Here is a 24,375-nt window from a genome sequence, read left to right as displayed (position 1 = left end):
TTCTCAGCCTTTATAGTTCTTTACATAATCAACGACAAATTTGGCAATGCCTTCAATGTCATTGATGTCCATTTGTGGTAATTCACTCTCTACTTTTGTATCGGCAGCAATGGCGATAATGTCTGTATCGTCCTGATACAGCCAGGGTTTGCCTACTGCTTCACGGTGAAGCTCAATTTTAGGGAAAGAGAGGTTTTTGCAGCCTTCAACCAGGATCAGATCCAACTTTGAGTGATCAAACATATTCAGAAGATATTCAAAGCTGGCTTCTTCTTCGGGAGTTTCTGTCATCAGTACATGTCTTTTCCCTGAAGCGATCAACATTTGGTCAGCGCCTGCTTTTCTCAGGCGGTAACTGTCTTTGCCCGGCTTATCCACATCAAAATCGTGGTGAGCGTGTTTTAGTACCGCAAGGCGGATTCCCTCTTTTCTGATCAGAGGGAGTATTGCTTCAAGCAGAGTCGTTTTACCGGTTCCGCTGTAGGCAGCAAAACCTAACAGAGGAAGAGCAGGGAAGTTAGTTGTCATTATTATGTCCTAATTTGCTAAGGTCTTCGGGATTGTTCAGGTTAATAAAGCAATCGGGTTGATCGCTGAAGTCGATATGTCTGGTATTTATCTGCTCAAAAAGCAGCATGATTTTTCTGTCGCCGTTTTCAAGATAGCGGGTCAGGGTTGGGAGCACCTTTTTATTCCATACACTAAAAACAGGTTGCACTTTATTGTTCACAACAGCTACATAAACATCGGTCTCGTCATCTAATGATTCAGTCAGCCTAGAAACCAGATCGCCTGGCAGGTTAGGGCTGTCGCAGGGAACAAAACCTACCCAGTCTGATGCTGCGCTTTGTAAACTCATTTCAATACCCGCAAGCGGCCCCTGAAAGCCGGTGCGATGATCTGAAAAAACTTTTGCATAGCGGGAGTAACTATCGTGATTACGGTTAGCGTTTATGGTAACTGACGGGACTTGTTGCTCCAGTTTATGGATAACATGCTCCACCAAAGGCTTTCCGTCCAGCATTACAAGGCCCTTATCATGGCCTCCCATTCTTCGTGCCTGACCTCCGGCCAGTATTATCCATTCGATATTTTGTTTGTTATTGTTCAAAACTTCTCAACCAGGTTAACTGCTTATCGGTTGCTTTATCGCCAATTATGCTAAAAAAATATATATTCAATCTAACACATAACAAAATGCTAGAGCAGAGCGCAACTTTTTGCTAAGGTTAGCTCTGTGTGAAATAAATAGATGTGCAATTCATTGCACATATTAAGGAAAATAATTCCAACCACAGATGCTATGAGTGATTCACCAAATTTTATTTCTTTCGGCGAGCAAATGACAGCAAATATTCGTTATGAAGGCTTGTCTGTGTTAATAGTCGACAAAGACCCAGAAGTTCGTAAGAGTTTATCTGGAGTCCTACACATGTTTTTTACGCAAGTGTCTTCCGCTTCAGGTTTAGAGCAGGCTGAATTACTCTGCGAACAGACTCATTACGACATTGTTCTGCTTGATATTGATTTTCCTGAACGTTCTGGCATTGAGTGGTACGAAACTCTGAAAAACCGCGATAACAGTGTCGATACCTGCATTATTTTTATGGCCAGCTACGGAGAGCTGACTACCGCCATAGATGCAATGAAGGTTGGAGCCTGTGATTTTATCATCAAGCCATTCAGTATAGAAAAGATAATCAATGCCGTTCAATCCTGTGCTGCTAAGATTATGGCCCAGAAAATCCGTTTTGCTCTGGCGAAGCAAACAGCATCTATTCCAAGCAAACAACCAATTCATAATAGTGCAGAGTTCACTCAGGCTCATTCCGTAAATCCATCGCATAACACTACGCCTGACTTGTCGGTTTCCATTCCGGATCTTTACGAGAAATCAAACACAAAAGGCTACCCCAATGAGTGGACATTAAAAGAAGTTGAAAAGGCTCATATCATTCAGGTTGTGAACCACCATGACGGTAATAAATCGGCGGCTGCAAAAATGCTTGGTGTGGCCAGAAAAACGCTGGAAAGAAAGTTTAAGGAGTGGGATAAGTAACCAATTGGGCACTTCTGGTGCCTAAATGCCCACCCATACTTGTGCAAAAACGCACTATCATGGTGCGTTTGCCCAGTATTTATCACTGCCCTCAAGCAACACCTTCCTATTTGCCAGATCTATTTTTTTACTTAATATCATTAAGTTAGTCGATATTTTTTAATCATTTTTCCTTCATCTCTGTTTTGGTACGCATATTGCTCAATAGCGTTTTATAAATTTAATTGACCAATTTTGGTTAGAAAAATGATTAGAACGCACTAACGCAGTGCGCCTAAACGGAGTAGCAAACAGAATGAGTAACAATCTTGAACAAGTCCACGGTGCGGTTCAGACTTTGACCCAAAGTTCGGACACACTATTTCTTCTACTTGGTGCAATCATGGTTTTTTTGATGCACGCCGGTTTCGCCTTTCTTGAAGTTGGTACCGTTCGTAAAAAGAATCAGGTTAACGCATTAGTTAAGATTCTTGCCGATTTTGGCGTATCTGCCATTGCTTATTTCTTTATTGGCTACTGGGTCGCGTACGACGCCACCTTCTTTGCAAGTGCAGAAACCCTTTCTGCCGGCAACGGCTATGAGCTGGTTAAGTTCTTCTTCTTACTTACTTTTGCAGCGGCTATCCCGGCTATCGTTTCCGGTGGTATTGCGGAGCGCGCGCGCTTCTACCCAATCCTTATCGCCACATTCTTCACTGTAGGCCTGGTATATCCTTTCTTCGAAGGCATTATCTGGAACGGTAACTTTGGTGTTCAGTCCTGGTTTGAAAGCAGCTTTGGTGTTGGTTTCCATGACTTTGCCGGTTCTGTTGTGGTTCACGGTGTTGGTGGCTGGATTGCACTGGTTGCTGTTATCTTCCTGGGTATGCGTCGTGGTCGTATCCGTGCTGGAAAACACACTAACTTTGCGCCATCTAACATTCCTTTCCTTGCGTTGGGCGCATGGATCCTGTGTGTAGGCTGGTTCGGCTTTAACGTGATGTCTGCTCAGACTCTTAACGGCATTAGCGGCCTGGTTGCTATGAACTCTCTGATGGCGATGGTCGGCGGTATCCTGGCTGCGCTTATTGCAGGCAAGAATGACCCGGGCTTTATTCATAACGGACCGTTAGCAGGCCTGGTTGCTGTTTGTGCTGGTTCTGACCTTATGCACCCACTTGGTGCGCTCGTTACCGGCGCAGTGGCAGGCGTACTCTTTGTCTGGCTGTTTACCTTTATGCAAAACAGAACCAAGATTGATGACGTACTGGGTGTTTGGCCTCTGCACGGCGTTTGTGGTGCATGGGGTGGTATCGCGGCAGGTATCTTTGGTCAGAGCGCGCTTGGCGGTCTGGGCGGTGTTAGCCTTACGGTTCAGATCCTGGGTACAGTGATGGGCATTGCCGTTGCACTGATTGGTGCAGCTGCGGTATACGGCGCACTGAACACAATTACGGGGCTGAGACTTTCTGACGAAGATGAGTATAACGGTGCTGACCTGGCTATCCACAAGATCAGCTCTGTTAACGAAGAGTAAACCTCTTACTTATTATTTTCTAAAACGGCCTGAGGGCCGTTTTTTTTTCGACTATGGTCTAAATCCTTACAACTGTTACAGATTTTTCCTAAGTGATAGACTTTAATGAAGTTATGTCATTCTATAAGGAAATAATCATGTCATTTCCGTATCAAAACATCGTCATACTCACAGGTGCAGGTATATCGGCAGAGTCGGGCATTCAGACCTTCCGTGCGAGCGACGGTCTTTGGGAAGATCACCGGATTGAAGAAGTTGCCACTCCTGAAGGTTTTTATGCCAACCCGGAGCTGGTGCAAAACTTCTACAACCAACGACGTAAAAAACTGCAAAGCGAAGAGATCAGACCAAATGCCGCCCATATCGCCTTAGGTAAGCTCGAAGCTGAACTGGATGGCTCTGTCACTGTTATCACCCAGAACATAGATAATCTGCATGAGCGCGGCGGCACTAAAAATATTATCCATATGCATGGCGAACTTTTAAAAGTACGCTGCTCCGAATCCGGTCAGGTGGTAGATCACACTGAAGATCTGCTAACCGGAGATCTTTGCCACTGCTGCCAAATCCCCGCACAAATGCGTCCTCATATCGTCTGGTTTGGTGAAATGCCACTAAAAATGGGCGACATTTATCAAGCCATAGAAAAAGCCGATCTGTTTATCTCCATCGGCACATCCGGAGTGGTATACCCGGCAGCAGGCTTCGTACACGATGCTCGTATGCATGGCGCTCATACTATTGAAATCAACATTGAGCCGAGTGCGGTTGAGTCTGAGTTTGAGGAAAAACGTTATGGGAAGGCGAGTGTGGAAGTGCCGAAGCTGGTGGAGGAGTTGCTTGGGTAAGGGCTAGGGGGACGGACTTCGTCCTGGGGGGCTATGGGGAAGGAGGCTGACTCTTATACACAAGTTTAAGAAGCCAAAGAATGCTCCTCCCCTTAGCCTCGAAAGGCCGGATTTTCGAAGAAGTAACATCGAAGGGGAGGCTGGGAGGGGTTGTTTCTCATGGGCTTAAGTTTTGGTGGTTTAACCATGCATGGCATAACCAACCCCCTCTAACTCCCCCTTCTATTAGCTTTATCAACCAGTTAGGCTTTTTCACTCAAGGGGGAGAACCGTTCTCTGGTCACTTTAATATTTGTGTATAAGAGTCAGCCCCAGTACCTTCCCTTACTGATCCACCTTCAGCTTCTGAAAATACTCCTCATAAAGCACCGCAGCTTCACCCACTTCATCCTGCCAGAAGCCGGAGTTCATTACTTTCTGAGGAGGGAAGATGCTTTCGTCTTCTGCAAATTCTTTCGGCAGCAGGGCGTAAGCAGATTTAACCGGAGTAGGGTAACCAATCTCTACTGCGATTTTGGCAGCGTTTTCCGGGCGAAGGAGGAAATCAATCATCTTATGTGCCGCTTCTGTGTTTACCGCACCTGATGGAATTGACAGGCTGTCCATCCAGAAAATAGTGCCTTTTTCCGGCCAGATGATTTCGATATTGGCACCTTCCTGACGCGCTGTATAAGCTGAGCCGTTCCAAAGCATACCAAGAGGTGTTTCACCTGCCAGGTATGGGTTAGCCGGGTAATCAGAGTTAAACACCAGAACGTTAGGCATCAGCTTCTTTAACTCTTCATAGGCCGCTTTGATTTCATCCGGATTGGTTGTGTTAGTGGAATAACCAAGCTTAACCAGTGCGATATGGAAAAACTCACGCGAGTCATCCATCATCATCAACTGACCTTCCCACTTCTGATCCCACAGGTCATCCCAGCTGCGAATGTTGGTTGCATCGAGCATATCGGAGTTAATGCCGATACCGGTTGCGCCCCAGATATACGGAATAGAGTAGTCGTTGCTCGGGTCGAAAGATTTGTCCAGATAGTTTGGATCCAGATCGTTAAAGTGAGATAGCTTTTCCTTATCTATCTTTTGCAGCATGCCTTCTTTACGCATTTTGGAGACAAAATAGGTAGAAGGAACCACAAGGTCATAACCTTTGCCCTGAGTTTTCAGCTTGGCATACATGGTTTCGTTTGACTCATAAGTGGAGTAGATAACCTTGATGCCTGTTTCTTTAGTAAAGTCCTGCAGGACAGAACTCGGGATATACTCAGACCAGTTATAAAAATAGAGCTCTTCGTCGGCAGCAAAGCCAGGAGCCGAGATTAACGCACCGGATACCGCTGCAACTCCCAAAGCCCGAGCAAAAAGTTTAGACCAGTTGTTCATGATATTTCCATCTCACTGATAATTGTGTTGACACATATGTACATGATTTAATGCAAAAATACAATTGATTCATTATCTGTATTTATCGGATTTTTTCTCTTGCCAGAAACTGGGAAAATATCACCAAAACAAGAGAAACCAATAGCATAACGGTAGCCAGAGCATTTACCTCTGGGGATATTCCCACTTTAACCATGGAATAGATTTTTAACGGCAGTATTTCATAGGTCGGCCCGGTAACGAAGGAGCTGATAATCACATCATCCAGCGACAGGGTAAAGCTCAGTAACCAGCCTGCGGCCACCGCAGGTTTAGCCAGGGGAAAAATGATTTGCTTAAGGATGACCCATTCACCGGCTCCCAGATCCTTCGCCGCCTCAAGCATTTTTACATCAAAACCATTCAGGCGGCTGTAAACAGTGACCACAACAAACGGCAGACAAAAAGTGATATGAGCAACCAGAAGAGTTAAAAAGCCAAGCTGGGCGCCAAGAACCAGAAACAGTGCCAGCAGAGAAATCGCCATTACGATATCCGGTGACATCATCACGATAAACAGCAAACCATTTACCATACCTTTGCCCCGGAACTGATAGCGGAACAGGGCGACGGCAGTAAGGCTACCCAGCACAGTTGCAGCGGTTGCGGAAAACACAGCAATATTTAACGAATGCCAGGCGGCCTGAATCAGACTGTCGTTATTTACCAGTGCGCTATACCATTTTGTGGTAAAGCCTCCCCATTTAAAGCCAAACTTATTGGCGTTAAATGAGTTGGCAATCAGCACAATAATCGGCAGGTACAAAAACAGGTAAACCAGGCCCATAAAGCTGAAGTTAAATAATTTTTTCATGATTCCAGCTCCACTTTGCGATTTAGCATGCGCCCGGCTCTGTAGTAGGCATAGAGCAACACCGCCATTGCCACAGTAAGAGAGATACTGGTGGCTGCGCCAAATGGCCAGTCTCTGGCGTTTAGCACCTGACTTTTTATTACGTTACCGATCAGCAGATTCTTGGCTCCACCAAGCAGGTCTGAAATATAGAACATGCCAAGGGCAGGGAGCAGTACCAGCAGGCAGCCACCGATAATTCCCGGCATAGTCAGCGGCAGAATCACTCGGATAAACGTCTGGATCTTATTTGCGCCCAGATCTCTGGCCGCTTCAATATAAGTATGGTCCAGTTTTTCAATCGCAGAATAGAGCGGCAGAATCATAAACGGCAGCAGAATGTAAACAAGGCCAATCATCACCGCAGATTCGCTGTACATAATCCGAAGCGGTTTGTCGATAATATCAAGGGCGATCAACGCCTTATTAAACACGCCCTGAGTGCCGATGACCGCTTTTAATCCGTAGGTACGGATCAGTGAGTTGGTCCAAAAGGGAACAATCACAAGAAACAGCATCACCGGACGCCACTTTTCAGGCATTTTGGCCACGATATAGGCAAACGGGTAGCCAATCAAAAGGCAGAGCAGGGTAGCAACAGACGCCATATAAAAGGAGTGCAGCAGAACCTTTGCGTAGAGCGGATCAGCCAGCCTTGCGTAGTTGTTAAGAGTGAAGGTTAAATCAATAAGACTGGCTTCGTCACGGGTCAGAAAACTGGTACCGATTATCATCAGGTTTGGCAGCATGACAAACAGCAGCAGCCAGGTAACGATAACGTAAACAATGACCTTTTCCAGGCTCAGCTTATTCATTTTCATCTTTTAGTACCACTTCCCAGCTTTCAACCCAGCTAACCGACACCTTCTGGCCAAGAGAGTGGTCCACATCCGGGTCGTCCTCGTTAAAGAACTCGCTCACCATCACTTTAGTGCCGGACTCAAGTTCAACGACGGAATCCAGTGTCATCCCTTTGTAGGTTCGTTCAATCACTTTTCCCACAATTCCGCGGTTTTCGTTCTCGCCAATCTCTTCCAGACGCAAGTCTTCCGGACGAAGCAGAACCTGAAGTTTTTCTTCAGTGTTAAGTGCTTTATCGTAATGGACAACGGACTCAACCCCCTCGATTTCCGCAAGAATCTTAGACTGATCCAAGCGCTTTAATGGCTTTGCGCTGAAGAGGTTAATCTCACCGATAAAGCGCGCAACAAACAGGTTGCACGGCTCTTCATAGATCTCTTTCGGTGTACCGTCCTGCTCAATAACGCCTTCGCGCATGACGATGATACGGTCGGACATGGAAAGTGCTTCTTCCTGATCGTGAGTGACAAAGACAAAAGTGATACCCAGTTGTCGCTGCAACTGCTTAAGCTCTATCTGCATCTGCTTGCGCAGTTTATAGTCCAGAGCGGACAGGGATTCATCCAGCAGCAGCACCCTTGGTTTATTAACCACAGCGCGGGCAATGGCGATACGCTGCTGTTGTCCGCCCGATAACTGGTGTGGCTTTCTTTGTGCCATGGCCTCAAGCTTCACCATCTTTAAGGCGTCGTTTACTCTTAGCTCGATATCTGCTGCCGGGACCTTTTGCATTTTCAGGCCAAAAGCAACATTTTCAAAAACCGTCATATGTGGGAAGAGGGCATAGCTCTGAAAAACCGTATTCACCGGACGAAGCTCTGAAGGGGTATCTGTGACATCTTCGTTATCCAGTACGATATGGCCGGAATCCGGAGACTCAAAACCGGCAATCATTCTTAAAACGGTGGTTTTACCGCATCCCGATGGTCCCAGGATAGTAAGAAACTCGCCGTTATTAACGGAAAGATTCAACCCGCTGATAACGTCTTTACCATCAAAACTTTTAGAAATACCTTCCAGCTTTACAACCGGATTATCTGAAACTGAAACATTGTTTTTCAATGCAACGAATCTCCAAAACAGGGAAAAAAATAAGTATAAGATAGAGAAACTTGGTTTCGGCTATTGATACTACGACGCGTTGTGAACAGATTCCTGCAACCGCAGGAATGACTAATCGATTACAATAGCGGACAAGATATTACGCTTCTATTTTGTCCTGATAAAGCTTTTATCCAAGATTATTACTGCGCTTTCTGTAAATTTTACAGATACAGTACGAGCGAAGATTTAACAATGATTTGAAATAGATTATCTTTCAAGAAAGCGCAACAATTAAGTATACTTACAATATCGACAACAGAGAGGCAGCAAAGCAGTTCGCTGCCTCGGAATTATTTATGAATAACAATATTGAAAAAAGCTTTACTCTTGGTGGCTCCGTAGAAAAAGCCCTGTCGGGCAATTACGAGCTCAGTCCGGTAGCCGTTTTCCAGGAAGCGTGGAAGTTTACTATCCGGAATTTTCTTTCGTTTTCCCCGTCCATTCTTACTTTACTTATGGTTCAGGGAGCCATTTTCTATATTGCCCTGAAATTACAGGTAGGTGATCCGGCAGCTTTGCTGGAGATGTTTCTTCACCCTGAGACCTTAGACCCTGCCATATTTCAGGCAATCTTTGTGGCTAACTTCAGCTATGAAGTCATTAGTGCACCTATTTACGCCGGAGTCAGCCTGATGGCAATGAGCCATGCTGCCGGTTTAAAAACGTCACCAAGACATATTCTGAAGGGGTTGCAGTTTACCGTACCTCTGATTCTTGCAACGCTTGTGGCACTGACTCTGCAGGGCATTGCCGGCACCATAGTTCCTGTTTTATCTATGTATCTTGGTCTGGCATTTAGCAACTCTGTCCTGCTGATTTGTGAAAAACGCGTGCCTCCGATGCAATCTCTTCTGCTCTCTTTAAGAGCGATTAATAAGAAGCTGTTCCCAATAATTGCGATTTACATGCTGCTAATGTTGCTATTTATCGCATCTGTTGTATTTTACGGCATCTTTTTAGTGGTAGTTCTGCCGCTGTTTTTCCATGTAAAAGGCATTATTTACCGCAATATGTTTGGCATTTCATTGAAGATCATCGCCACTGACAACAGTGACGATACAACGCCACCGGATAGCACCCAAACCCCTGACAACAACACTGAAAAACCGACAGGTTCAGACACTTTTGATGCGTAATTTAGTTAGTATTTTCGTAGCGATATTTATTGGTATCGCTACGCTTTACCCTTTTCTTAACCCTGATTATCTTCCGGACAACCAGACAGCTCAGACAGAGCCCGAAACGGCTCCAGCTCCGGACTTTACTGCTCACACTGACGTAAATCAGAAAAAGCAGGCTTTCTTTGACTTTATGAGACCAAGTATTGCAAAAGCAAATGCCAACGTATTAAAACAGAGAGCAACACTGGAGGGCATTAGCAAGTCGTTTGAAGGTGGCTCCATAACTCCAGATCAACTGACAGAAGCTAAACGCTTAGGAAAGCTCTATAACGAAGCCATAGTTAGTGACATTGTCACAGATGTGTGGCTGAAAAATATGCTTCTAAAAGTCAATGTGTTACCCGAGTCTTTAGTGTTAACGCAAGCCGCTAACGAGTCAGCATGGGGAACATCCCGTTTTGCCAGAGAGGCAAATAACTACTTTGGCCAGTGGTGTTACACCAAAGGTTGTGGTCTTGTTCCTCTTCAGAGGGTGGAAGGAGCAACCCACGAGGTAGCGAAGTTTGATTCTGTGTATGGTTCGGTTAACGCCTATTTCCTGAACGTAAACCGGAACAGAGCCTACAGCGAGTTAAGAGAGATTCGCAGCCAGCTTGCGCAGCATGGTGACAGCCTTACCGATGTGAACGCGGCTAATCAGCTCACACAGGGATTACTTCGTTATTCGGAAAGAGGGCAGGAATACGTTAATGATCTTCAGTCTATGCTCAGAGTAAACAGCAAGTACTGGAAAACAGAATCCTGATAACTTTTCAGAATTAGCAGAGAACAGTTAATTTTTGTATAACCAACCCCCTCTAATTCCTGGCTCTTATACACAAGTTTAAGGAGTCAAAGAATGCTCCTCCCCTTAGCCTCGAAAAGCCAGATTTTCGAAGAAGTAACATCGAAGGGGAGGCAGGGAGGGGTTGTTTCTCATGGGTTTAGTTTTAGTGGTTTAATCATGAGCTTAAAGGTTGGTAACATCCAGCTTTAGTGTATCACCTTCACCAACTGCTTCCTGCTTTGAAATCGATTTAAAGTCATGCAGTTCTGAGTCTGCAAGATGGCTGGGAACGACATTCTGCATTGCTCTGAACATAGTCTCCAGTCTGCCCGGGTGCTTTTTGTCCCAACCGCTCAGCATCTCTTTAATACTTTCTCTCTGACTGTTTGGCGTGATATCGATACCGCACAGGTTACCCGGAATAATCGGGTAATCACGCACGTTGGCGTACTTAATAATGTCTTTTTCACGGCAGTAAGCCAGAGGGCGGATCACAACATTTTGCCCGTCATCGGAGATCAGTTTAGCCGGCATACCTTTCAGCTTGCCACCGTGGAACATATTAAGGAAAAGCGTTTCCAGAATATCGTCTCTGTGGTGCCCAAGAGCGATCTTTGTTGCTCCAATCTCTTTCGCTGTACGGTAGATAATGCCACGGCGCATACGAGAGCAGAGCGAACAGATCATTTTCCCTTCTTCAAGCTTTTCATTAACCAGAGTATGGATGTCTTCTTCAACTATCAAATAAGGTACGCCCATCTCTTCAAGGTACTCAGGAAGAATGTGAGACGGGTGACCCGGATGCTTTTTATCGATGTTAACGGCGATAAGCTCAAAAGAGACCGGCGCGCTTCGCTGCAGGCTGATTAGGATATCCAGCATGACATAACTGTCCTTACCACCTGAAAGACAAACCATGACCTTATCGCCTTCCTCTATCATGTTGTAGTCGGCAATGGCTTTACCGGTTGCACCGCGAAGACGCTTCTGAAGTTTGTTGATGTTGTACTGTTGCGATTTAGTAGGCTGTTGCTGTTCGGTCATGGTATTGATGTTCTTGAAAGTAAATCGAGACGGGTATGATACAGATAATTGCCGGGATTGGTATTAATCCAGTGATAAAAATCCCCGGAGCAGGTCCGGGGATTGAGATGTTCAGATGTGGAATTAATCAACCTGATTAGGATCGAGAGGGCTGATATATCCCTTTGGTTTCAGGGCGAGAATGTCACAATTGATTTTATCGATAACATGCTCTGCGGTGTTACCGATAAATACCGCTGACAGCCCGGTTCTTCCCGTTGTTCCCAGAATCACTAAACCGGCATCCAGCTCTGTTGCGATTTCAGGGATAATGTCTTCCGGTAATCCTTGCTCAACTTTAGTCTGCTCTTCGCTGTAACCGTGCTTATGTCTGAGCGCTTTCATAGACTTAAGGTGATGTCCGCGCACCGCGTCAGTATAGCTGGCCGGATCAAACTCAGGAAGCTCAATGGTGATATTTGCCGGTGTCACCGGGTAAGTATTAACAAGGCATGGATTCGCATCCAGCCGGTTACACAGACTTTTCAGCTGCTCGACAATACAGTCATTGAGCTCCAGATGGGTCGGATTTTCCGATCCCACATGAACCGCAGCGATGATATTACCGTTTTCCGGCCACTCATGGTTTTTAACCAGAAGCACAGGGCAGGGACACTTGCGCAGCAGGTGCCAGTCGGTCGGAGTAAAGATAACGGATTCCAGTACATCGTGTTTCCGGGTTCCTTTAATTAATACATCATGCTCACCAGAGAACACTTCGGTAATAATTGCTTCATAAGGACGGTTATGCCAGACCACCTTAACATCGAAGTCGACACTGTCATCAACATAAGGCTCGGCGACTTCACGCATCCAGCTTTCACGCTGATGAATGACGCCTTTTCGCATCGCATCACGCTCTTCGCTGGACAGCATTGACGTCATTTCATAGGAGAAATCATAGATAGAGAGGAAAAACGTGATATGGCTTTTCGTGGTACTCTTCTGAGCAAGTTGCATAGCCCGGGACAATGCAGATTGAGTTTCATTGTTGACATCAGCAACAACCAGAATCTTGCTATAAATACTCATAAAAACTCCTTTTTTATGGAGAATAACCAACGAGTTAAAAGATTATTATTTGATCTAACTGTAGCTTATTTATGGGATATTTATTAGTAAATTAGGCAGTTAAGGGGCAGAAATATGAAGTGGCTCTTGCGAGCCACTTCAAGGATAGGAGAATTACTCTTCGCTTGTTGCAATTCCGGCAAGAATTTTAAGCTCTTCGTGGTCAAGGATGGTGATGTACTTGCCTTTTACACTCAGAATATCGGACTTCTGGAAACGGCCAAGCAGACGGCTGATGGTTTCAACAGTCAGGCCCAGGTAATTACCGATATCACCACGGGTCATTGTCAGTCTGAATTCACGAGGGCTGAAACCACGCTGCGAAAAACGGGTGGATAGATTGTAAAGGAACGCAGCCAGTCTCTCTTCGGCATTCTTCTTTGACAGAAGCAGGATCATATCCTGATCGCCTTTAATTTCACTGCTCATCAGACGCATGATTTGCTGACGAAGCTTAGGCATTTTTCCTGACAGGTCATCCAGAATTTCATATGGAATTTCACACACCATTGACGTTTCCAGAGCCTGAGCAAAAGAGGGGTGAGCACTGCCGTTAATCGCATCAAAACCCACCAGATCACCTGCAAGGTGGAACGCTGTGATCTGCTCATCACCCTGTTCGGTAATGGTGTAGCTTTTTATGGTGCCTGAACGGATGGCGTACAGTGACTTGAGTTCGTCACCAGCTTTAAACAGTTCCTGACCCTTCTGGATTGGCTTTTTACGTTCAATTATCTGGTCGAGCTGATCAAGCTCAGATTCACTCAGGGTGAATGGGATACACAATTGAGAAATACTACAGTCTTGGCAATGAATTGCACAACCGCCGGATTGAATTCTTTTTGTTGCTGGTTTTTCCGAAATCATAACTTCCAAGTCACTATTTGATATACATCAATATTTTATCACCGCAGCCGAATAAAGGATAGTTAAAAAAGTCTTTACATTACAGTGGGATGATTAAACATGGTGAATGTTCTTGAGTATTTGCATAAAAATCTTATAGGAGTGGTGCCGTACTGACAACGATATAGATCCCATAAGCCAAAAGTATTAGAGCACCAATTTGCCTAAACCAGACCGAATTTCTGAGCTGATTTGCATGAGTGGCACCAAAACCGACCAATAGCATGGAAGGTAAGGTGCCAAGGCCAAAGCAGAACATGATCAAAGCACCATTAAGCGCACCACCGGAAACGGCAGCCCAGGTTAATGTTGAATAAACCAGACCACAGGGAAGCCAGCCCCATAAAAAACCAAGCGGCAGTGCGTGAAAAGGGCTACGCAGCGGCAACAGTTTTTTAGTAACGGGCGCAATGTGCTTCCAGATATGTTGTCCTGCTTTTTCTACAGTCAGCAAACCCTGCCACCATTTACCTATATACAGAGCTAATACGATCATGACGACAGCGGACAGAAGCCTTAGCCAGTTAAGCGCAGAATTGCCCGTTAAGATTTGTGAGGCTGAAGCAATGGCTCCTCCAACCACCAAACCCATCAGCATGTAACTGAGTAACCGGCCAAGGTTGTAAAAAACAGGCGTCAGATATTTACCGGAAGAGGAGAGAGAGCTCATTCCCACAGCCGATGCAATACCGCCACACATACCAACGCAGTGAGCAGAGCCCAGCAGCCCGATCATCAGTGCGCCAATCCAGTCGTTATTTATCATTTTCGTTTAGCTCTGACGTTTCATCTTCTTCAAACAAAATATTTGAACCCTGCCGTTCCAGATCTTCATATTGATTGCTTTTCACTGCCCATAAAAACACGGCAACCGCGATGCAGACAAATAAGATAGCGATAGGTATCAGAATATAAAGGCTAGCCATTTCGTTTTAATAACCTTAGTGAGTTTGAAACCACAATAATTGAGCTTGCTGACATACCGACCACAGCAATATAAGGCGCAACCAGGCCAGATACTGCAAGCGGCAGTATCAGAACATTGTACCCCAGTGACCAGAGTAAGTTCTGCCTGATAATGCGCCTGGTTCTTAACGCCAGCTCGCGGGCCTCAAGCAGCTTTATCAGCTTATCACCAAGAAGCACCATATCGGCAGAGGCTTTGGCGATATCGGTTCCGCCCCCCATAGCCACAGACAGGTGAGCACCAGCCAGCGTGGGGGCATCGTTAATACCATCACCGACCATCAGAGTAATATCATCCGCTTTTAACTGACGCAGATAAGCAAGCTTTTCGTCAGGAGATGCCTGAGCCACAACCGAATCAATACCGATTTCTTTTGCAACGGCAAGCGCATTACTTTCTGAGTCTCCGGTCAGCAAAGTGGTTTCTATCCCTGCAACGGATACTTTTTCGATAAACTCCCGGCTTTCTTTGCGAATAGGATCTTTATAGGTAAAAGTGGCGATATGCTCGTCATCGATCGACAGATAGACAGATGAACTGTCCGCTGTACTCTGACAACTTAATGCAAAATCTGCGTTACCGATTTTACACACCTGTTTATTCCAGATCCCCTGAACTCCTGAGCCTATAATGTTTTTGGGTTCGCTTATCTGAACATCAACCAAGCTGAATTTTGCAAACGCTTTTGCGATAGGGTGATTAGCGTTTTTTTCCAGGGCAGAAGCAAGGGCAAGTGCCTTATTTTCTGTCCAGCCGTTAAACACTTCCACAGAATCTATCTCGATTTTTCCCTCTGTTAATGTACCGGTTTTATCGATAACTAAGTGGTTAACCTTGCACAAGGTTTCAAAAACATGGCTTTTGCGTAACAAAATGCCGATGTCACCCATTCGCGACGTAGAGCAGGTGATGGCGGTAGGCGTTGCTAAAGAGAGGGCGCAAGGACAGGTAGCAACCAGCACCGAAAGCATCACCCAGAAGGCATCTTCAGGCTGGTGTTGCTGCCAGTAAAGCCAGGTAGCGCTGGCGATTAACAAAATCGCGCCAACAAAGTAACGGGCAACCACGTCAGCTATCTGGGCTATCTTAGGCTTGGAGAGTTGCGCTTCGTCCTGCAGTCTGACTATATTGGAGAGCACCGAATCAGATTTGCCGGAGAAGACTTCCAGCTCAAAGGTTTCATCGGTATTTAACGTTCCGGCATAAACCTTATCGCCGGGCTCTCTGACCACAGGAACGGATTCACCGGTGAGCATAGATTCATCCACATGAATACGGCCGTTTTTAATCACCCCATCTGCCGGTATATGTTCGCCTGCCAGAACGCGAATTTGATCGCCGGGTTTCAGTGAGCGAACCGGGATCTGCTCTCCATCCAGTTTGGTTGCCATATTGGGCACAAGTTTTAACAGGTTGGAACTGGCGGCTGCCGCTTTTCGCCGGGCTCTTAACTCAAGAAAACGCCCCAAAAGCAGAAAGAAGGTAAACATCGAAACGGATTCGAAATAGACTTCGCCCTGCTCAGTCACCACCGCAATCAGGCTGGCAACATAAGCAAAAATCAGCGCGATGGAAACCGGAACATCCATCCCAAGAGTTTTCCCGCGGATACTTCTCCAGGCATTCAGATAAAACGGCAGGGCAGAGTAGAGCAATACCGGCGTAGCAAATATCAGGCTTACTACCCTCAGGTATTGTTTAAACTCCGCATCAAGATCGCCAAATATCTCAAAATAGAGCGCAACGGCCAGCATCATTACCTGCATGGTCGCAAGACCTGCAATTCCCAGCCGGTAAAGGTACTGCTTCATCGATTGCTGATAACTGGCTTCCTGACGATCCGATTCAAAGGGCGATGCTTTATAACCAAGCTGGTGAATAGCCGAAAGAAGCTCACTAAGTTTTGCGGTTGAATTGTCCCAGCGGAGAATGGCCCGGTTTGTAGTTGTATTTACCCGGATGGAATCCACACCCGACTGATCGTTAATCTGTTTTTCAATAAGCCAGGCACAGGCAGCACAGGTAACGCCTTCAAGGGAAAGGGTCACCTCTGAGCAATTCTCACTGGTGCGGACAAATTCTGACTGAACCTCTTCGTTGTCATAATTCACCAGAGACTGCAGCTGCTCAGGAACCAGTTCTGCTTTTTCAGCCACCTCAGTACGGAACTGGTAATAACTTACCAGTCCACTGCTGACAATGGTTTCCGCCACGGCCTGACAACCGGGGCAGCACATCTGGCGAACTTGTCCAAGTATTTCCACCTGAAAGTGACTGCCTTCAGGCACGGGTTCTCCGCAGTGATAACAATTACAACTTTCTGTCATCGGCGTTTTCCAATTTTCTAATGGAACGTTTTTTATAATGGGACAGGTTCAGACGACGGGAAGGTCACCTTTCCCTGAATTAGCCACTCTTTTGAATAGGGCTCCAGTTCAATAAACCAGGGGCCGGACAGCGATTTATCCAGCGTGTGCCTGTATACCCCCTTGGCATCTGCCGTAAGCAGAAGTTTAAAGTCTTTATCTGCTAATGTCCGGTGGGTAAAAGTAACATTAAGCGCGACAAAATGCTCAAGCTGGCCTTTATCCAGAGTAATACGGAAATCTTTACCGTCGGATTTAACAACCGCTTTTAAATCCAGGCTTTTTGCCGCTTTTACCCGGGTAAGGTCGATGTTAATCGCCTTACCCTTTTTATAATAATCTTCAGCAACCAGAGAAACGCTATTACTGGAAAAAATGGAGAGTGTAACGAAACTTCCTATCACGGCGCAGGAAGGAAGCGTTATCAGAAACCATGGCCAGAACTGCTTATACCAGGGATGTTCCATATGTTTGACCCTCAGTTTTCCGGTTATTTCTCTTTGTTTTGCAGGCTCCACACATAAGCAGAGACAAGCTGAACCTTATCCTCGCCAAGTATGTCCTTCCAGGCCGGCATTACACCTGCGCGGCCATTGGCTACGGTATCGGTGATTTCTGCACGGGAGTCACCAAACAGCCAGTATCTGTCCGTTAAGTCTGGTGCACCTACCGCCGGGTTACCTTTACCATCTGTACCGTGACATGCCGCGCAGACTACGAAGCGTTTTTTACCGGCTGCAGCCTCACGGGCATTGACTTTGCGTCCGGAAAGACTCAGCGTATAAGTAACCACTTCCTCGATTCCCTGTTCTCCAAGAGCATCTATCCACGGCGGCATCTGACCGACACGGCCATGCAGGACAGTGTTCAGAATCGCTTCAGGTTCACCACCGTACAGCCAGGATTCATCTGCAAGGTTAGGGAAGCCTTTCTGCCCCCGGGCATCCGAGCCGTGACACTGTGAACAGTTTTGCAGGAACAGACGCTGGCCCACTTTTAGTGCCTCTTCATCTTTGGCAATTTCCGGCAGAGAGCGGAAGTCAGAGCCGTTATCCTTATAGGCAAACTGTTTAAAGGTTTCACCGTAATGGGACTCTGCGGTATCCAGCTCTTTGGCATACTCATCTAGCTGTTTGTTCTTCTGAGCATTGGCAATTGACGCTTTTGATTCCGCCAGGTTTTTTACGCTCTGATCTGAACTGGTCCAGCCGAGAAAGCCTTTAAAATTGCCAAGACCGGGATACAAAGCAAGGTAGATAACGGCAAACACAAAGGTTCCGATAAACAGAAAGCTCCACCATTTTGGAAGAGGGCTGTTAAGCTCACGAATACCATCATATTCGTGGCCCATATCTTCACCTTCGGGAACGCCCATATCATCCTTAAGACACCAGGCAAGAATGACAGCACAGCCAACCAGAGTGCCAATCGTAATTACAATAATCCATAGACTCCAGAATGTTGTCATTTGTTGGTCACTCCCTGCTCTGATTCAGAAGAAGAGGATTCTGATTCTTCATCGTCAAATATCAGATTTGCATCTTCTTCAAAACGGGCCTTGCGTTTTTTTCCGTAAGCCCACCAAACCACACCAAGGAAACTGACAAAGATAATCAGGGTCCAGATGCTGTGAAAAGTACCAATATCCATCTCTTTCCCCTTACTTCATTGCGTGACCAAGCGATTGCAGATAAGCAATCAGTGCTTCCATTTCGGTTTTACCGGCAACGTCCTGCTCAGCGTTAGCAATCTGTTCGTCGCTGTAAGGCACTCCGAAGTTGTCGCGGAAAACTTCCAGCTTTTTCTGAGTCAGCTTTCCGTCCAGCGTGTTTTCCTCAAGCCAGGGGAAGCCGGGCATATTTGACTCAGGAACCAGAGCACGCGGGTCGATAAGGTGAACACGGTGCCACTCATCGGAATAACGGCCGCCAACACGGGCCAGATCCGGACCGGTACGCTTAGAGCCCCATAAGAAAGGATGCTCCCATACCGATTCACCGGCAACGGAATAGTGACCATAACGCTCGGTTTCAGCCCTGAAAGGGCGGATCATCTGACTGTGGCAGACGTTACACCCTTCGCGGATGTAGATATCACGGCCTTCCATCTGCAGGGCGGTATAAGGCTTCAGATTATCTACAGGTTCATTAGTCTGCTTCTGGAACATCAGGGGAACAATTTCCACCAAGGCTCCCAGGCTGATCGCAAATATAATTAAGATCGCCAGCAGGCCAACGTTCTTCTCGACAATCTCATGGCGATTATTTGAATTATTACTCATTCATCAATCTCCTTATGCCGTCTGTTCAATAGCCTTAAGGCTATTTTTCGGTGCTGAAATTGTCTTATAAGCGTTATACGCCATTAAGAACATGCCAAGCAGGAATACAAGCCCGCCGATAAAGCGAACCGTGTAGAAAGGATAGGAAGCCTGAACCGATTCGATAAAGCTGTAGGTCAGGGTGCCGTCATCGTTCACTTTGCGCCACATCAGACCCTGCATTACACCGGAGATCCACATAGCTACGATGTACAGAACCGTACCAATGGTTGCAAGCCAGAAGTGGACATTAATCAGGCCGACGGAGTACATTCTCTCCTGACCAAACAGTCTTGGAAGCAGGTGATAGACCGAACCGATGGAGACCATAGCAACCCAGCCAAGCGCGCCGGAATGGACGTGACCGATAGTCCAGTCGGTATAGTGGGACAGGGCATTCACTGTCTTGATGGACATCATAGGCCCTTCAAAGGTAGACATACCGTAGAAGGAGAGAGAAACAATAAGGAAGCGCAGAATCGGATCATAGCGCAGTTTATGCCAGGCTCCCGACAGGGTCATGATACCGTTAATCATACCGCCCCAGGACGGCGCAAACAGAACCAGTGACATCACCATGCCCAGAGACTGAGTCCAGTCCGGAAGTGCGGTGTAGTGCAGGTGGTGCGGTCCCGCCCAGATATAAAGCGCGATTAATGCCCAGAAGTGGACAATAGACAGTCGGTAAGAATAAACCGGACGCTCGGCTTGTTTAGGCACAAAATAGTACATCATACCCAGGAAGCCGGCGGTTAACAGAAAACCAACCGCATTGTGTCCGTACCACCACTGAACCATGGCATCCACGGCACCGGAATAGACGGAATAGGATTTAGTCAGTGAGACAGGAATCGCCATGCTGTTCACAATATGTAACACAGCTACGGTCAGGATAAATGCGCCAAAGAACCAGTTCGCTACATAGATGTGCGAGGTTTTCCGTTTAATCAGGGTGCCGAAAAAGACAATGGCATAGGCAACCCAGACTAAAGCGATGGCGATATCAATCGGCCACTCCAGCTCTGCGTACTCTTTGCTGGTGGTATAACCCAAAGGCAATGAAATCGCAGCGGAGAGTATGATGGCCTGCCAGCCCCAGAAAGTGAAGGGGACCAGAGGTCCGCCAAACAGTCTTGTCTGACAGGTGCGTTGTACCACGTAATAAGATGTTGCAAAAAGGGCGCTGGTTCCGAAAGCGAAAATCACGGCATTGGTATGCAGCGGACGCAGGCGACTGTAGGTTAGCCACGGTGTATCAAAGTTCAGCTGTGGCCATACGAGTTGTGCAGCAATCAGCACACCCACACCCATTCCGACAATTCCCCACAGTATGGTGACTAAGGTGAATTGGCGAACAACAGTGTAGTTATACTTATGCTCAAGTTGGTTTCCCTGGCTCATTATTGTGCTTCCAATTTTAGGTTGACTTCTTTACTTAGAATTTTTTACAAATAATAAGTCATTTAACATTTTAATGACAATCATTTAACCTTTAATTTGTCAGCAAACCTGTCAGTTAATCCAAAAACTTTGAAGTTTGTTACAACATAAAAACCGATGTTGTGACAATGTCACTCCAAAAGCAGGGGCTGAAAAATTTAGAAGCAAAGTACAGTCTGACTACCCTGAACTGAAATAACTCAATAAAATTGTGATACCACTATACTAAATTTGAACATTAACGGTTCTAATACCGACCGCTAACCGATAACATGTATTGATACATTGGCTTAATGGAAAAAGCCGAAACAGAAAAATTAAATTATTAATAATGAAAATCACGTCAAGCTATTCACATATCAGGGAAGAAGAAAAAGCCGTTAGTGATATCTGTAACAGGCTAACCATTTCTAATCCCGGCTTTATCGTCTGTTACTACACAGAAGAGTACTCTGCGGCCGCGCTTTGTGATGCCTTAACTAAGGCATTCCCTAAGAGCAAAATTCACGGCTGCTCATCATCATCAGGGGTAATGACCGATGAGGGCTACCATGAAGGCCCGGTGGTTGCTGTACTTGCCATCGCTGACGACGCGCCTTTTTCCTCCTACGGCACCGCTATTCAACACTTCCCTGAAAAAGATAAATGTAACAAACAACGAATAAAGCTGCTTACACACCAGGTACTTGAACAGGCGATAAAGAATGCTGACCGGATTGGTGAACTACCGGATTTGGTGATAATTCATTCCACCTTTGGCTATGAAGAATTTATGGTCGAGCAGGTGGAAGAGCAACTGGGTGGCAGAATAAAACTTATTGGTGGTAGTGCTGCCGACAATAACCTTACCGGCGACTGGTCGATTATAACTGAAACGGCTTCGTCTGACAGTGGCCTCTCTATCTCTGTCCTCTATCCGTCCAAACCTTTACTTACCGCTTTTAGCAGCGGTTACGCACCCAGCGTTTACGGCGGCACGGTAACAAAAGCCAAAGGAAGAGATCTGATAGAGATAAACGGTAAAAATGCCGGAGAGGTGTATACAAACTGGGTCGATGAATACCTGATGCTAAGTGAAAACACCTTTAACAGCGAGAATATTAATGCGCTGTTTCCACTGGGAAGGATAGCCGGGCGGATATTTGGAAACCCTTACTACAAACTATCACATCCACAAATGGTGAACCCAGATGGTTCAATCACCCTGTTTACAGATATTGACCAAGGGGAGCATATTCATCTTATGGTCGGCGGACAAGAGCAGCTTGTTAACCGCGCAGCTCAGGTAACCATGTCTGCAATCAACTCTCAGCCAACTGAAATAGACCTTAAAGGTGGCATCAATATTTTTTGTGCCGGTTCACAGCAAGTCATCGTAGACGAGCTTGACCAGATCCACAAAACAACAAAGCAAGCCTACAGAAATGCTCCTTTTATCTGTCCTTTCACCTATGGCGAGCAGGGCTGCTTTGCCAACGGAGAAAACGCACACGGAAATCTGATGCTTTCTTCGGTGATTTTTTATTCTGAAGTGACCCCTTTATGACCGATTTTTTAAAAGAAGAGTTACAGGAAGCTCTGGTAGAGCTCCAGAAAAGCAGATTAAGGGAAAGAAGGTTTGCCGAAGAAAATGACGCCATCTTAACCGCCATTTCAGCCTTGAGTGACGCCCAGACTAAGCAGCAGATGTTTAATGCTCTGCTGGTGGCGCTGAAAAAATACATCCATTTTGATGATGCTTTAGTCCTCTCTAAAGCTGAAGAACAACCCAATTTTTGCAGTTTCCTCAGCACTAACCCGGCTTTTGACGATACCTGCTGGTCACACAACAGTAAATTTGCACGAGCCCTTGCCGGTGAGTGTCTGGTTATGTATGACCCTGCGAAAATAAGTTTCTTCGAAACCCTGAACCATATGGGCAGTGGCGAAATCCAGTCTGCGCTTATCTGCGGCGTTTCTTCAGAAATAAGTCAGTCAGTCATCATTCTGGCCGGGAAGGAAAAAGGGCAGTTCAATTCCGACAGTAAACACACCTTATCCCGGCTTATGCCACTGGTAAGGCGAGCGATGCAGGAGATCGATCAGAAAGAGAAGCTCCAGTTAATGGTTGATTTAAGAACCAGAGAGCTTGAGAACAACCGCCAGCGATTCATTGACTTTGCGCAATCCACAGGTGACTGGTTGTGGGAGACGGATCATCTGCTGAATATCAGCTACCATACAACCAGCACCAATAGCGCAATTTTGCAGATTAAAAAGAATCTGCTGATCTCGCTAAATAGCCTGAGCAAAGGATCTGAAGCAAAGAGAATTTCTGCTGCTATTGCCAAGTTTGAACCCTTTGTTGATATCGAGCTGGAAACCGGTGATGGCCAGTTCATCAGCATCAGCGGTAAACCGTACTTTACCGACAAAATGAACTACCTTGGTTACCGGGGAACCGCCAAAGATATTACCAGTAAAAGAAAACAGATACTGGCACTAAAACAGGCGCAACAACAGGCGCTGCAAGCCAGCCAGGCCAAGTCTGAGTTTCTTGCTGTGATGAGTCATGAAATCCGGACTCCGCTCAATACTATTTTCGGCTTTATGGATATTCTCAGAGACCAGATGCAGGATGAGCAGATTGATATTCTGAAAAAAGTAGAGTCTTCCGCAAGCCTGCTTGGTGTATTGATCAGTGATATCCTGGATCTGTCCAAAATCGAATCAGGGCATTTTGTTCTGGACCCGCAGACAACCAATCTCCCCGAACTAATTCGCGACAGTGTCACGCATCATATCGCAACAGCGCAGAGTAAAGGCATTGATCTTCATGTTGATATCACCCCTGATGTGCCAGAGCACATTGATGTGGATTCAACCCGTTTAACTCAAATCCTGTTCAATCTGGTAGGCAATGCGGTGAAATTCACTACAGAGGGAGAGGTACGCCTTACTGCCGCCTGTACAGACGACAACCAACTGCTTATAAAAGTGAAAGACACAGGCATCGGTATTCCGGAGGATTCCATCGATAGTCTGTTTAACGCATTCCAGCAGGCGGACAGCTCAATTACCAGAACATTTGGTGGAACAGGCCTGGGTTTAGCCATCACCAGACAACTGGTCAGCCTGATGGGAGGAGAGATCAAAGTTAACAGCGTTATTGGTCAGGGCAGTTGCTTTATCGTTCAAATGCCAATAACAAAGATCCTTTCCGGGCAAAAAAGCGAAGCCATTTCAGTAGACCATCCGGCGCCAAAATCGCGGAAGATACTGCTTGTTGAAGATAACAAAACCAATCAGATGCTTATCGAAATGCTGCTGAAAAAGCTGGGGCATCATGTGGAACTGGCTTCCAACGGCCTGGAGTCAGTAGATATTCTGACCAGGAAAAAACAACAGTTCGACCTGATTTTTATGGATCTCTCCATGCCCGTTATGGGCGGTCTTGAAGCGACCTCCATCATTCGTTCAAAAGCAATCCAGACTCCAATAATAGCCTTAACCGCGCACGCCATGGAAAGCGATAAAGAGAGCTGCCTGAATGCAGGCATGAACGGATTTGTCACCAAACCGATAAGATCGGCAGACCTGAGACAGGCGTTAAAAGAAGTATTTGGTGACGAGTGA

23 protein-coding genes and 1 pseudogene are annotated in these 24,375 nt (G+C 46.1%); 7 read left to right on the top strand and 17 right to left on the bottom strand.

The features are described from left to right. Positions 1-12: 12 nt before the first annotated feature. Both mobB and mobA read right to left on the bottom strand, forming a co-directional pair. Positions 13-528, bottom strand: a pseudogene (gene mobB / locus L3Q72_RS07385) (molybdopterin-guanine dinucleotide biosynthesis protein MobB); the annotation flags it as partial. Next, a complete protein-coding gene (mobA, locus tag L3Q72_RS07380) occupies positions 518-1,111 on the bottom strand; it encodes a molybdenum cofactor guanylyltransferase MobA (protein WP_275132005.1) in 594 nt (197 codons plus the stop codon). The pseudogene mobB and the gene mobA, both read right to left, overlap by 11 nt. Before the next feature lie 192 nt (positions 1,112-1,303). Between mobA and L3Q72_RS07375 the strand changes: the two genes are divergently transcribed. The 3 genes from L3Q72_RS07375 to cobB all read left to right on the top strand — a co-directional run bounded on the left by L3Q72_RS07375 (position 1,304) and on the right by cobB (position 4,423). Next, positions 1,304-2,059, top strand: a complete 756-nt coding sequence (locus L3Q72_RS07375) for a DNA-binding response regulator (protein WP_342752167.1) — start codon at positions 1,304-1,306, stop codon at positions 2,057-2,059. A gap of 295 nt (positions 2,060-2,354) precedes the next feature. Next, the gene (locus L3Q72_RS07370; protein WP_275132003.1) at positions 2,355-3,575 is read left to right on the top strand and encodes an ammonium transporter; all 1,221 of its coding nucleotides are present in this window, start codon (positions 2,355-2,357) and stop codon (positions 3,573-3,575) included. A gap of 137 nt (positions 3,576-3,712) precedes the next feature. After that, positions 3,713-4,423 carry a Sir2 family NAD+-dependent deacetylase gene (gene cobB, locus L3Q72_RS07365; protein ID WP_275132002.1) on the top strand — a complete coding sequence of 237 codons (711 nt, stop codon included), beginning with the start codon at positions 3,713-3,715 and terminating at the stop codon, positions 4,421-4,423. A 324-nt stretch (positions 4,424-4,747) separates the two neighbouring features. On the opposite strand, the gene L3Q72_RS07360 is transcribed toward cobB, so the two are convergent. The 4 genes from L3Q72_RS07360 to potA all read right to left on the bottom strand — a co-directional run bounded on the left by L3Q72_RS07360 (position 4,748) and on the right by potA (position 8,618). Then, a complete protein-coding gene (locus L3Q72_RS07360) occupies positions 4,748-5,803 on the bottom strand; it encodes an extracellular solute-binding protein (protein ID WP_275132001.1) in 1,056 nt (351 codons plus the stop codon). 82 nt (positions 5,804-5,885) lie between these two features. Then, positions 5,886-6,656 carry a spermidine/putrescine ABC transporter permease PotC gene (gene potC, locus L3Q72_RS07355; RefSeq protein ID WP_275132000.1) on the bottom strand — a complete coding sequence of 257 codons (771 nt, stop codon included), beginning with the start codon at positions 6,654-6,656 and terminating at the stop codon, positions 5,886-5,888. Further along, positions 6,653-7,516 (bottom strand): spermidine/putrescine ABC transporter permease PotB, encoded by an 864-nt coding sequence (gene potB, locus L3Q72_RS07350; protein ID WP_275131999.1) that lies wholly within the window; start codon positions 7,514-7,516, stop codon positions 6,653-6,655. The genes potC and potB overlap by 4 nt, the downstream gene beginning before the upstream one ends. Then, complete coding sequence (gene potA / locus L3Q72_RS07345; RefSeq protein WP_275131998.1) at positions 7,503-8,618, bottom strand: spermidine/putrescine ABC transporter ATP-binding protein PotA; 1,116 nt, start codon at positions 8,616-8,618, stop codon at positions 7,503-7,505. The genes potB and potA overlap by 14 nt, the downstream gene beginning before the upstream one ends. A gap of 338 nt (positions 8,619-8,956) precedes the next feature. Between potA and L3Q72_RS07340 the strand changes: the two genes are divergently transcribed. Both L3Q72_RS07340 and L3Q72_RS07335 read left to right on the top strand, forming a co-directional pair. Beyond that, entirely contained in the window at positions 8,957-9,796 is an 840-nt protein-coding gene (locus L3Q72_RS07340; RefSeq protein WP_275131997.1) for a hypothetical protein, read from the top strand. Then, entirely contained in the window at positions 9,789-10,586 is a 798-nt protein-coding gene (locus L3Q72_RS07335; protein ID WP_275131996.1) for a glucosaminidase domain-containing protein, read from the top strand. The genes L3Q72_RS07340 and L3Q72_RS07335 overlap by 8 nt, the downstream gene beginning before the upstream one ends. Positions 10,587-10,790: 204 nt before the next feature. Here L3Q72_RS07335 and ttcA read toward each other — a convergent pair whose 3' ends face one another. From ttcA to ccoN, 11 genes are all read right to left on the bottom strand, one after another. Next, complete coding sequence (ttcA, locus tag L3Q72_RS07330; RefSeq protein WP_275131995.1) at positions 10,791-11,651, bottom strand: tRNA 2-thiocytidine(32) synthetase TtcA; 861 nt, start codon at positions 11,649-11,651, stop codon at positions 10,791-10,793. 123 nt (positions 11,652-11,774) lie between these two features. Further along, positions 11,775-12,722 (bottom strand): universal stress protein UspE, encoded by a 948-nt coding sequence (gene uspE, locus L3Q72_RS07325; protein WP_275131994.1) that lies wholly within the window; start codon positions 12,720-12,722, stop codon positions 11,775-11,777. Between the two features lie 153 nt (positions 12,723-12,875). Further along, positions 12,876-13,628, bottom strand: a complete 753-nt coding sequence (locus L3Q72_RS07320) for an FNR family transcription factor (protein ID WP_275131993.1) — start codon at positions 13,626-13,628, stop codon at positions 12,876-12,878. Positions 13,629-13,761: 133 nt separating this feature from the next. Beyond that, complete coding sequence (locus L3Q72_RS07315) at positions 13,762-14,430, bottom strand: sulfite exporter TauE/SafE family protein (protein ID WP_275132083.1); 669 nt, start codon at positions 14,428-14,430, stop codon at positions 13,762-13,764. After that, the gene (gene ccoS / locus L3Q72_RS07310) at positions 14,423-14,593 is read right to left on the bottom strand and encodes a cbb3-type cytochrome oxidase assembly protein CcoS (RefSeq protein ID WP_275131992.1); all 171 of its coding nucleotides are present in this window, start codon (positions 14,591-14,593) and stop codon (positions 14,423-14,425) included. Before ccoS ends, L3Q72_RS07315 begins: the two co-directional genes overlap by 8 nt. Further along, on the bottom strand, positions 14,586-16,961 hold the full coding sequence (locus L3Q72_RS07305; RefSeq protein WP_275131991.1) for a heavy metal translocating P-type ATPase metal-binding domain-containing protein: 2,376 nt from the start codon (positions 16,959-16,961) through the stop codon (positions 14,586-14,588). The genes ccoS and L3Q72_RS07305 overlap by 8 nt, the downstream gene beginning before the upstream one ends. Positions 16,962-16,993: 32 nt before the next feature. Next, positions 16,994-17,467, bottom strand: coding sequence for a FixH family protein (locus L3Q72_RS07300; protein WP_275131990.1), 474 nt, complete (start codon positions 17,465-17,467; stop codon positions 16,994-16,996). A gap of 23 nt (positions 17,468-17,490) precedes the next feature. Further along, positions 17,491-18,468: a cytochrome-c oxidase, cbb3-type subunit III gene (ccoP, locus tag L3Q72_RS07295; protein WP_275131989.1), complete on the bottom strand. Its 978-nt coding sequence runs from the start codon at positions 18,466-18,468 to the stop codon at positions 17,491-17,493. Then, positions 18,465-18,650: a cbb3-type cytochrome c oxidase subunit 3 gene (locus L3Q72_RS07290; protein WP_275131988.1), complete on the bottom strand. Its 186-nt coding sequence runs from the start codon at positions 18,648-18,650 to the stop codon at positions 18,465-18,467. The genes ccoP and L3Q72_RS07290 overlap by 4 nt, the downstream gene beginning before the upstream one ends. Positions 18,651-18,660: 10 nt before the next feature. After that, positions 18,661-19,281 carry a cytochrome-c oxidase, cbb3-type subunit II gene (gene ccoO, locus L3Q72_RS07285; protein WP_275131987.1) on the bottom strand — a complete coding sequence of 207 codons (621 nt, stop codon included), beginning with the start codon at positions 19,279-19,281 and terminating at the stop codon, positions 18,661-18,663. 12 nt (positions 19,282-19,293) lie between these two features. Further along, positions 19,294-20,721: a cytochrome-c oxidase, cbb3-type subunit I gene (gene ccoN / locus L3Q72_RS07280; protein ID WP_275131986.1), complete on the bottom strand. Its 1,428-nt coding sequence runs from the start codon at positions 20,719-20,721 to the stop codon at positions 19,294-19,296. A 370-nt stretch (positions 20,722-21,091) separates the two neighbouring features. Between ccoN and L3Q72_RS07275 the strand changes: the two genes are divergently transcribed. Both L3Q72_RS07275 and L3Q72_RS07270 read left to right on the top strand, forming a co-directional pair. Further along, positions 21,092-22,306, top strand: a complete 1,215-nt coding sequence (locus L3Q72_RS07275) for an FIST N-terminal domain-containing protein (protein ID WP_275131985.1) — start codon at positions 21,092-21,094, stop codon at positions 22,304-22,306. Further along, positions 22,303-24,375, top strand: coding sequence for an ATP-binding protein (locus L3Q72_RS07270; protein ID WP_275131984.1), 2,073 nt, complete (start codon positions 22,303-22,305; stop codon positions 24,373-24,375). The genes L3Q72_RS07275 and L3Q72_RS07270 overlap by 4 nt, the downstream gene beginning before the upstream one ends.

This window comes from Vibrio sp. JC009, from assembly GCF_029016485.1.
Taxonomy (GTDB): Bacteria; Pseudomonadota; Gammaproteobacteria; order Enterobacterales; family Vibrionaceae; genus Vibrio.
The sequence above is the reverse complement of the archived record's forward strand: the minus strand, read 5'-3'. Positions and strand labels throughout refer to the sequence as shown.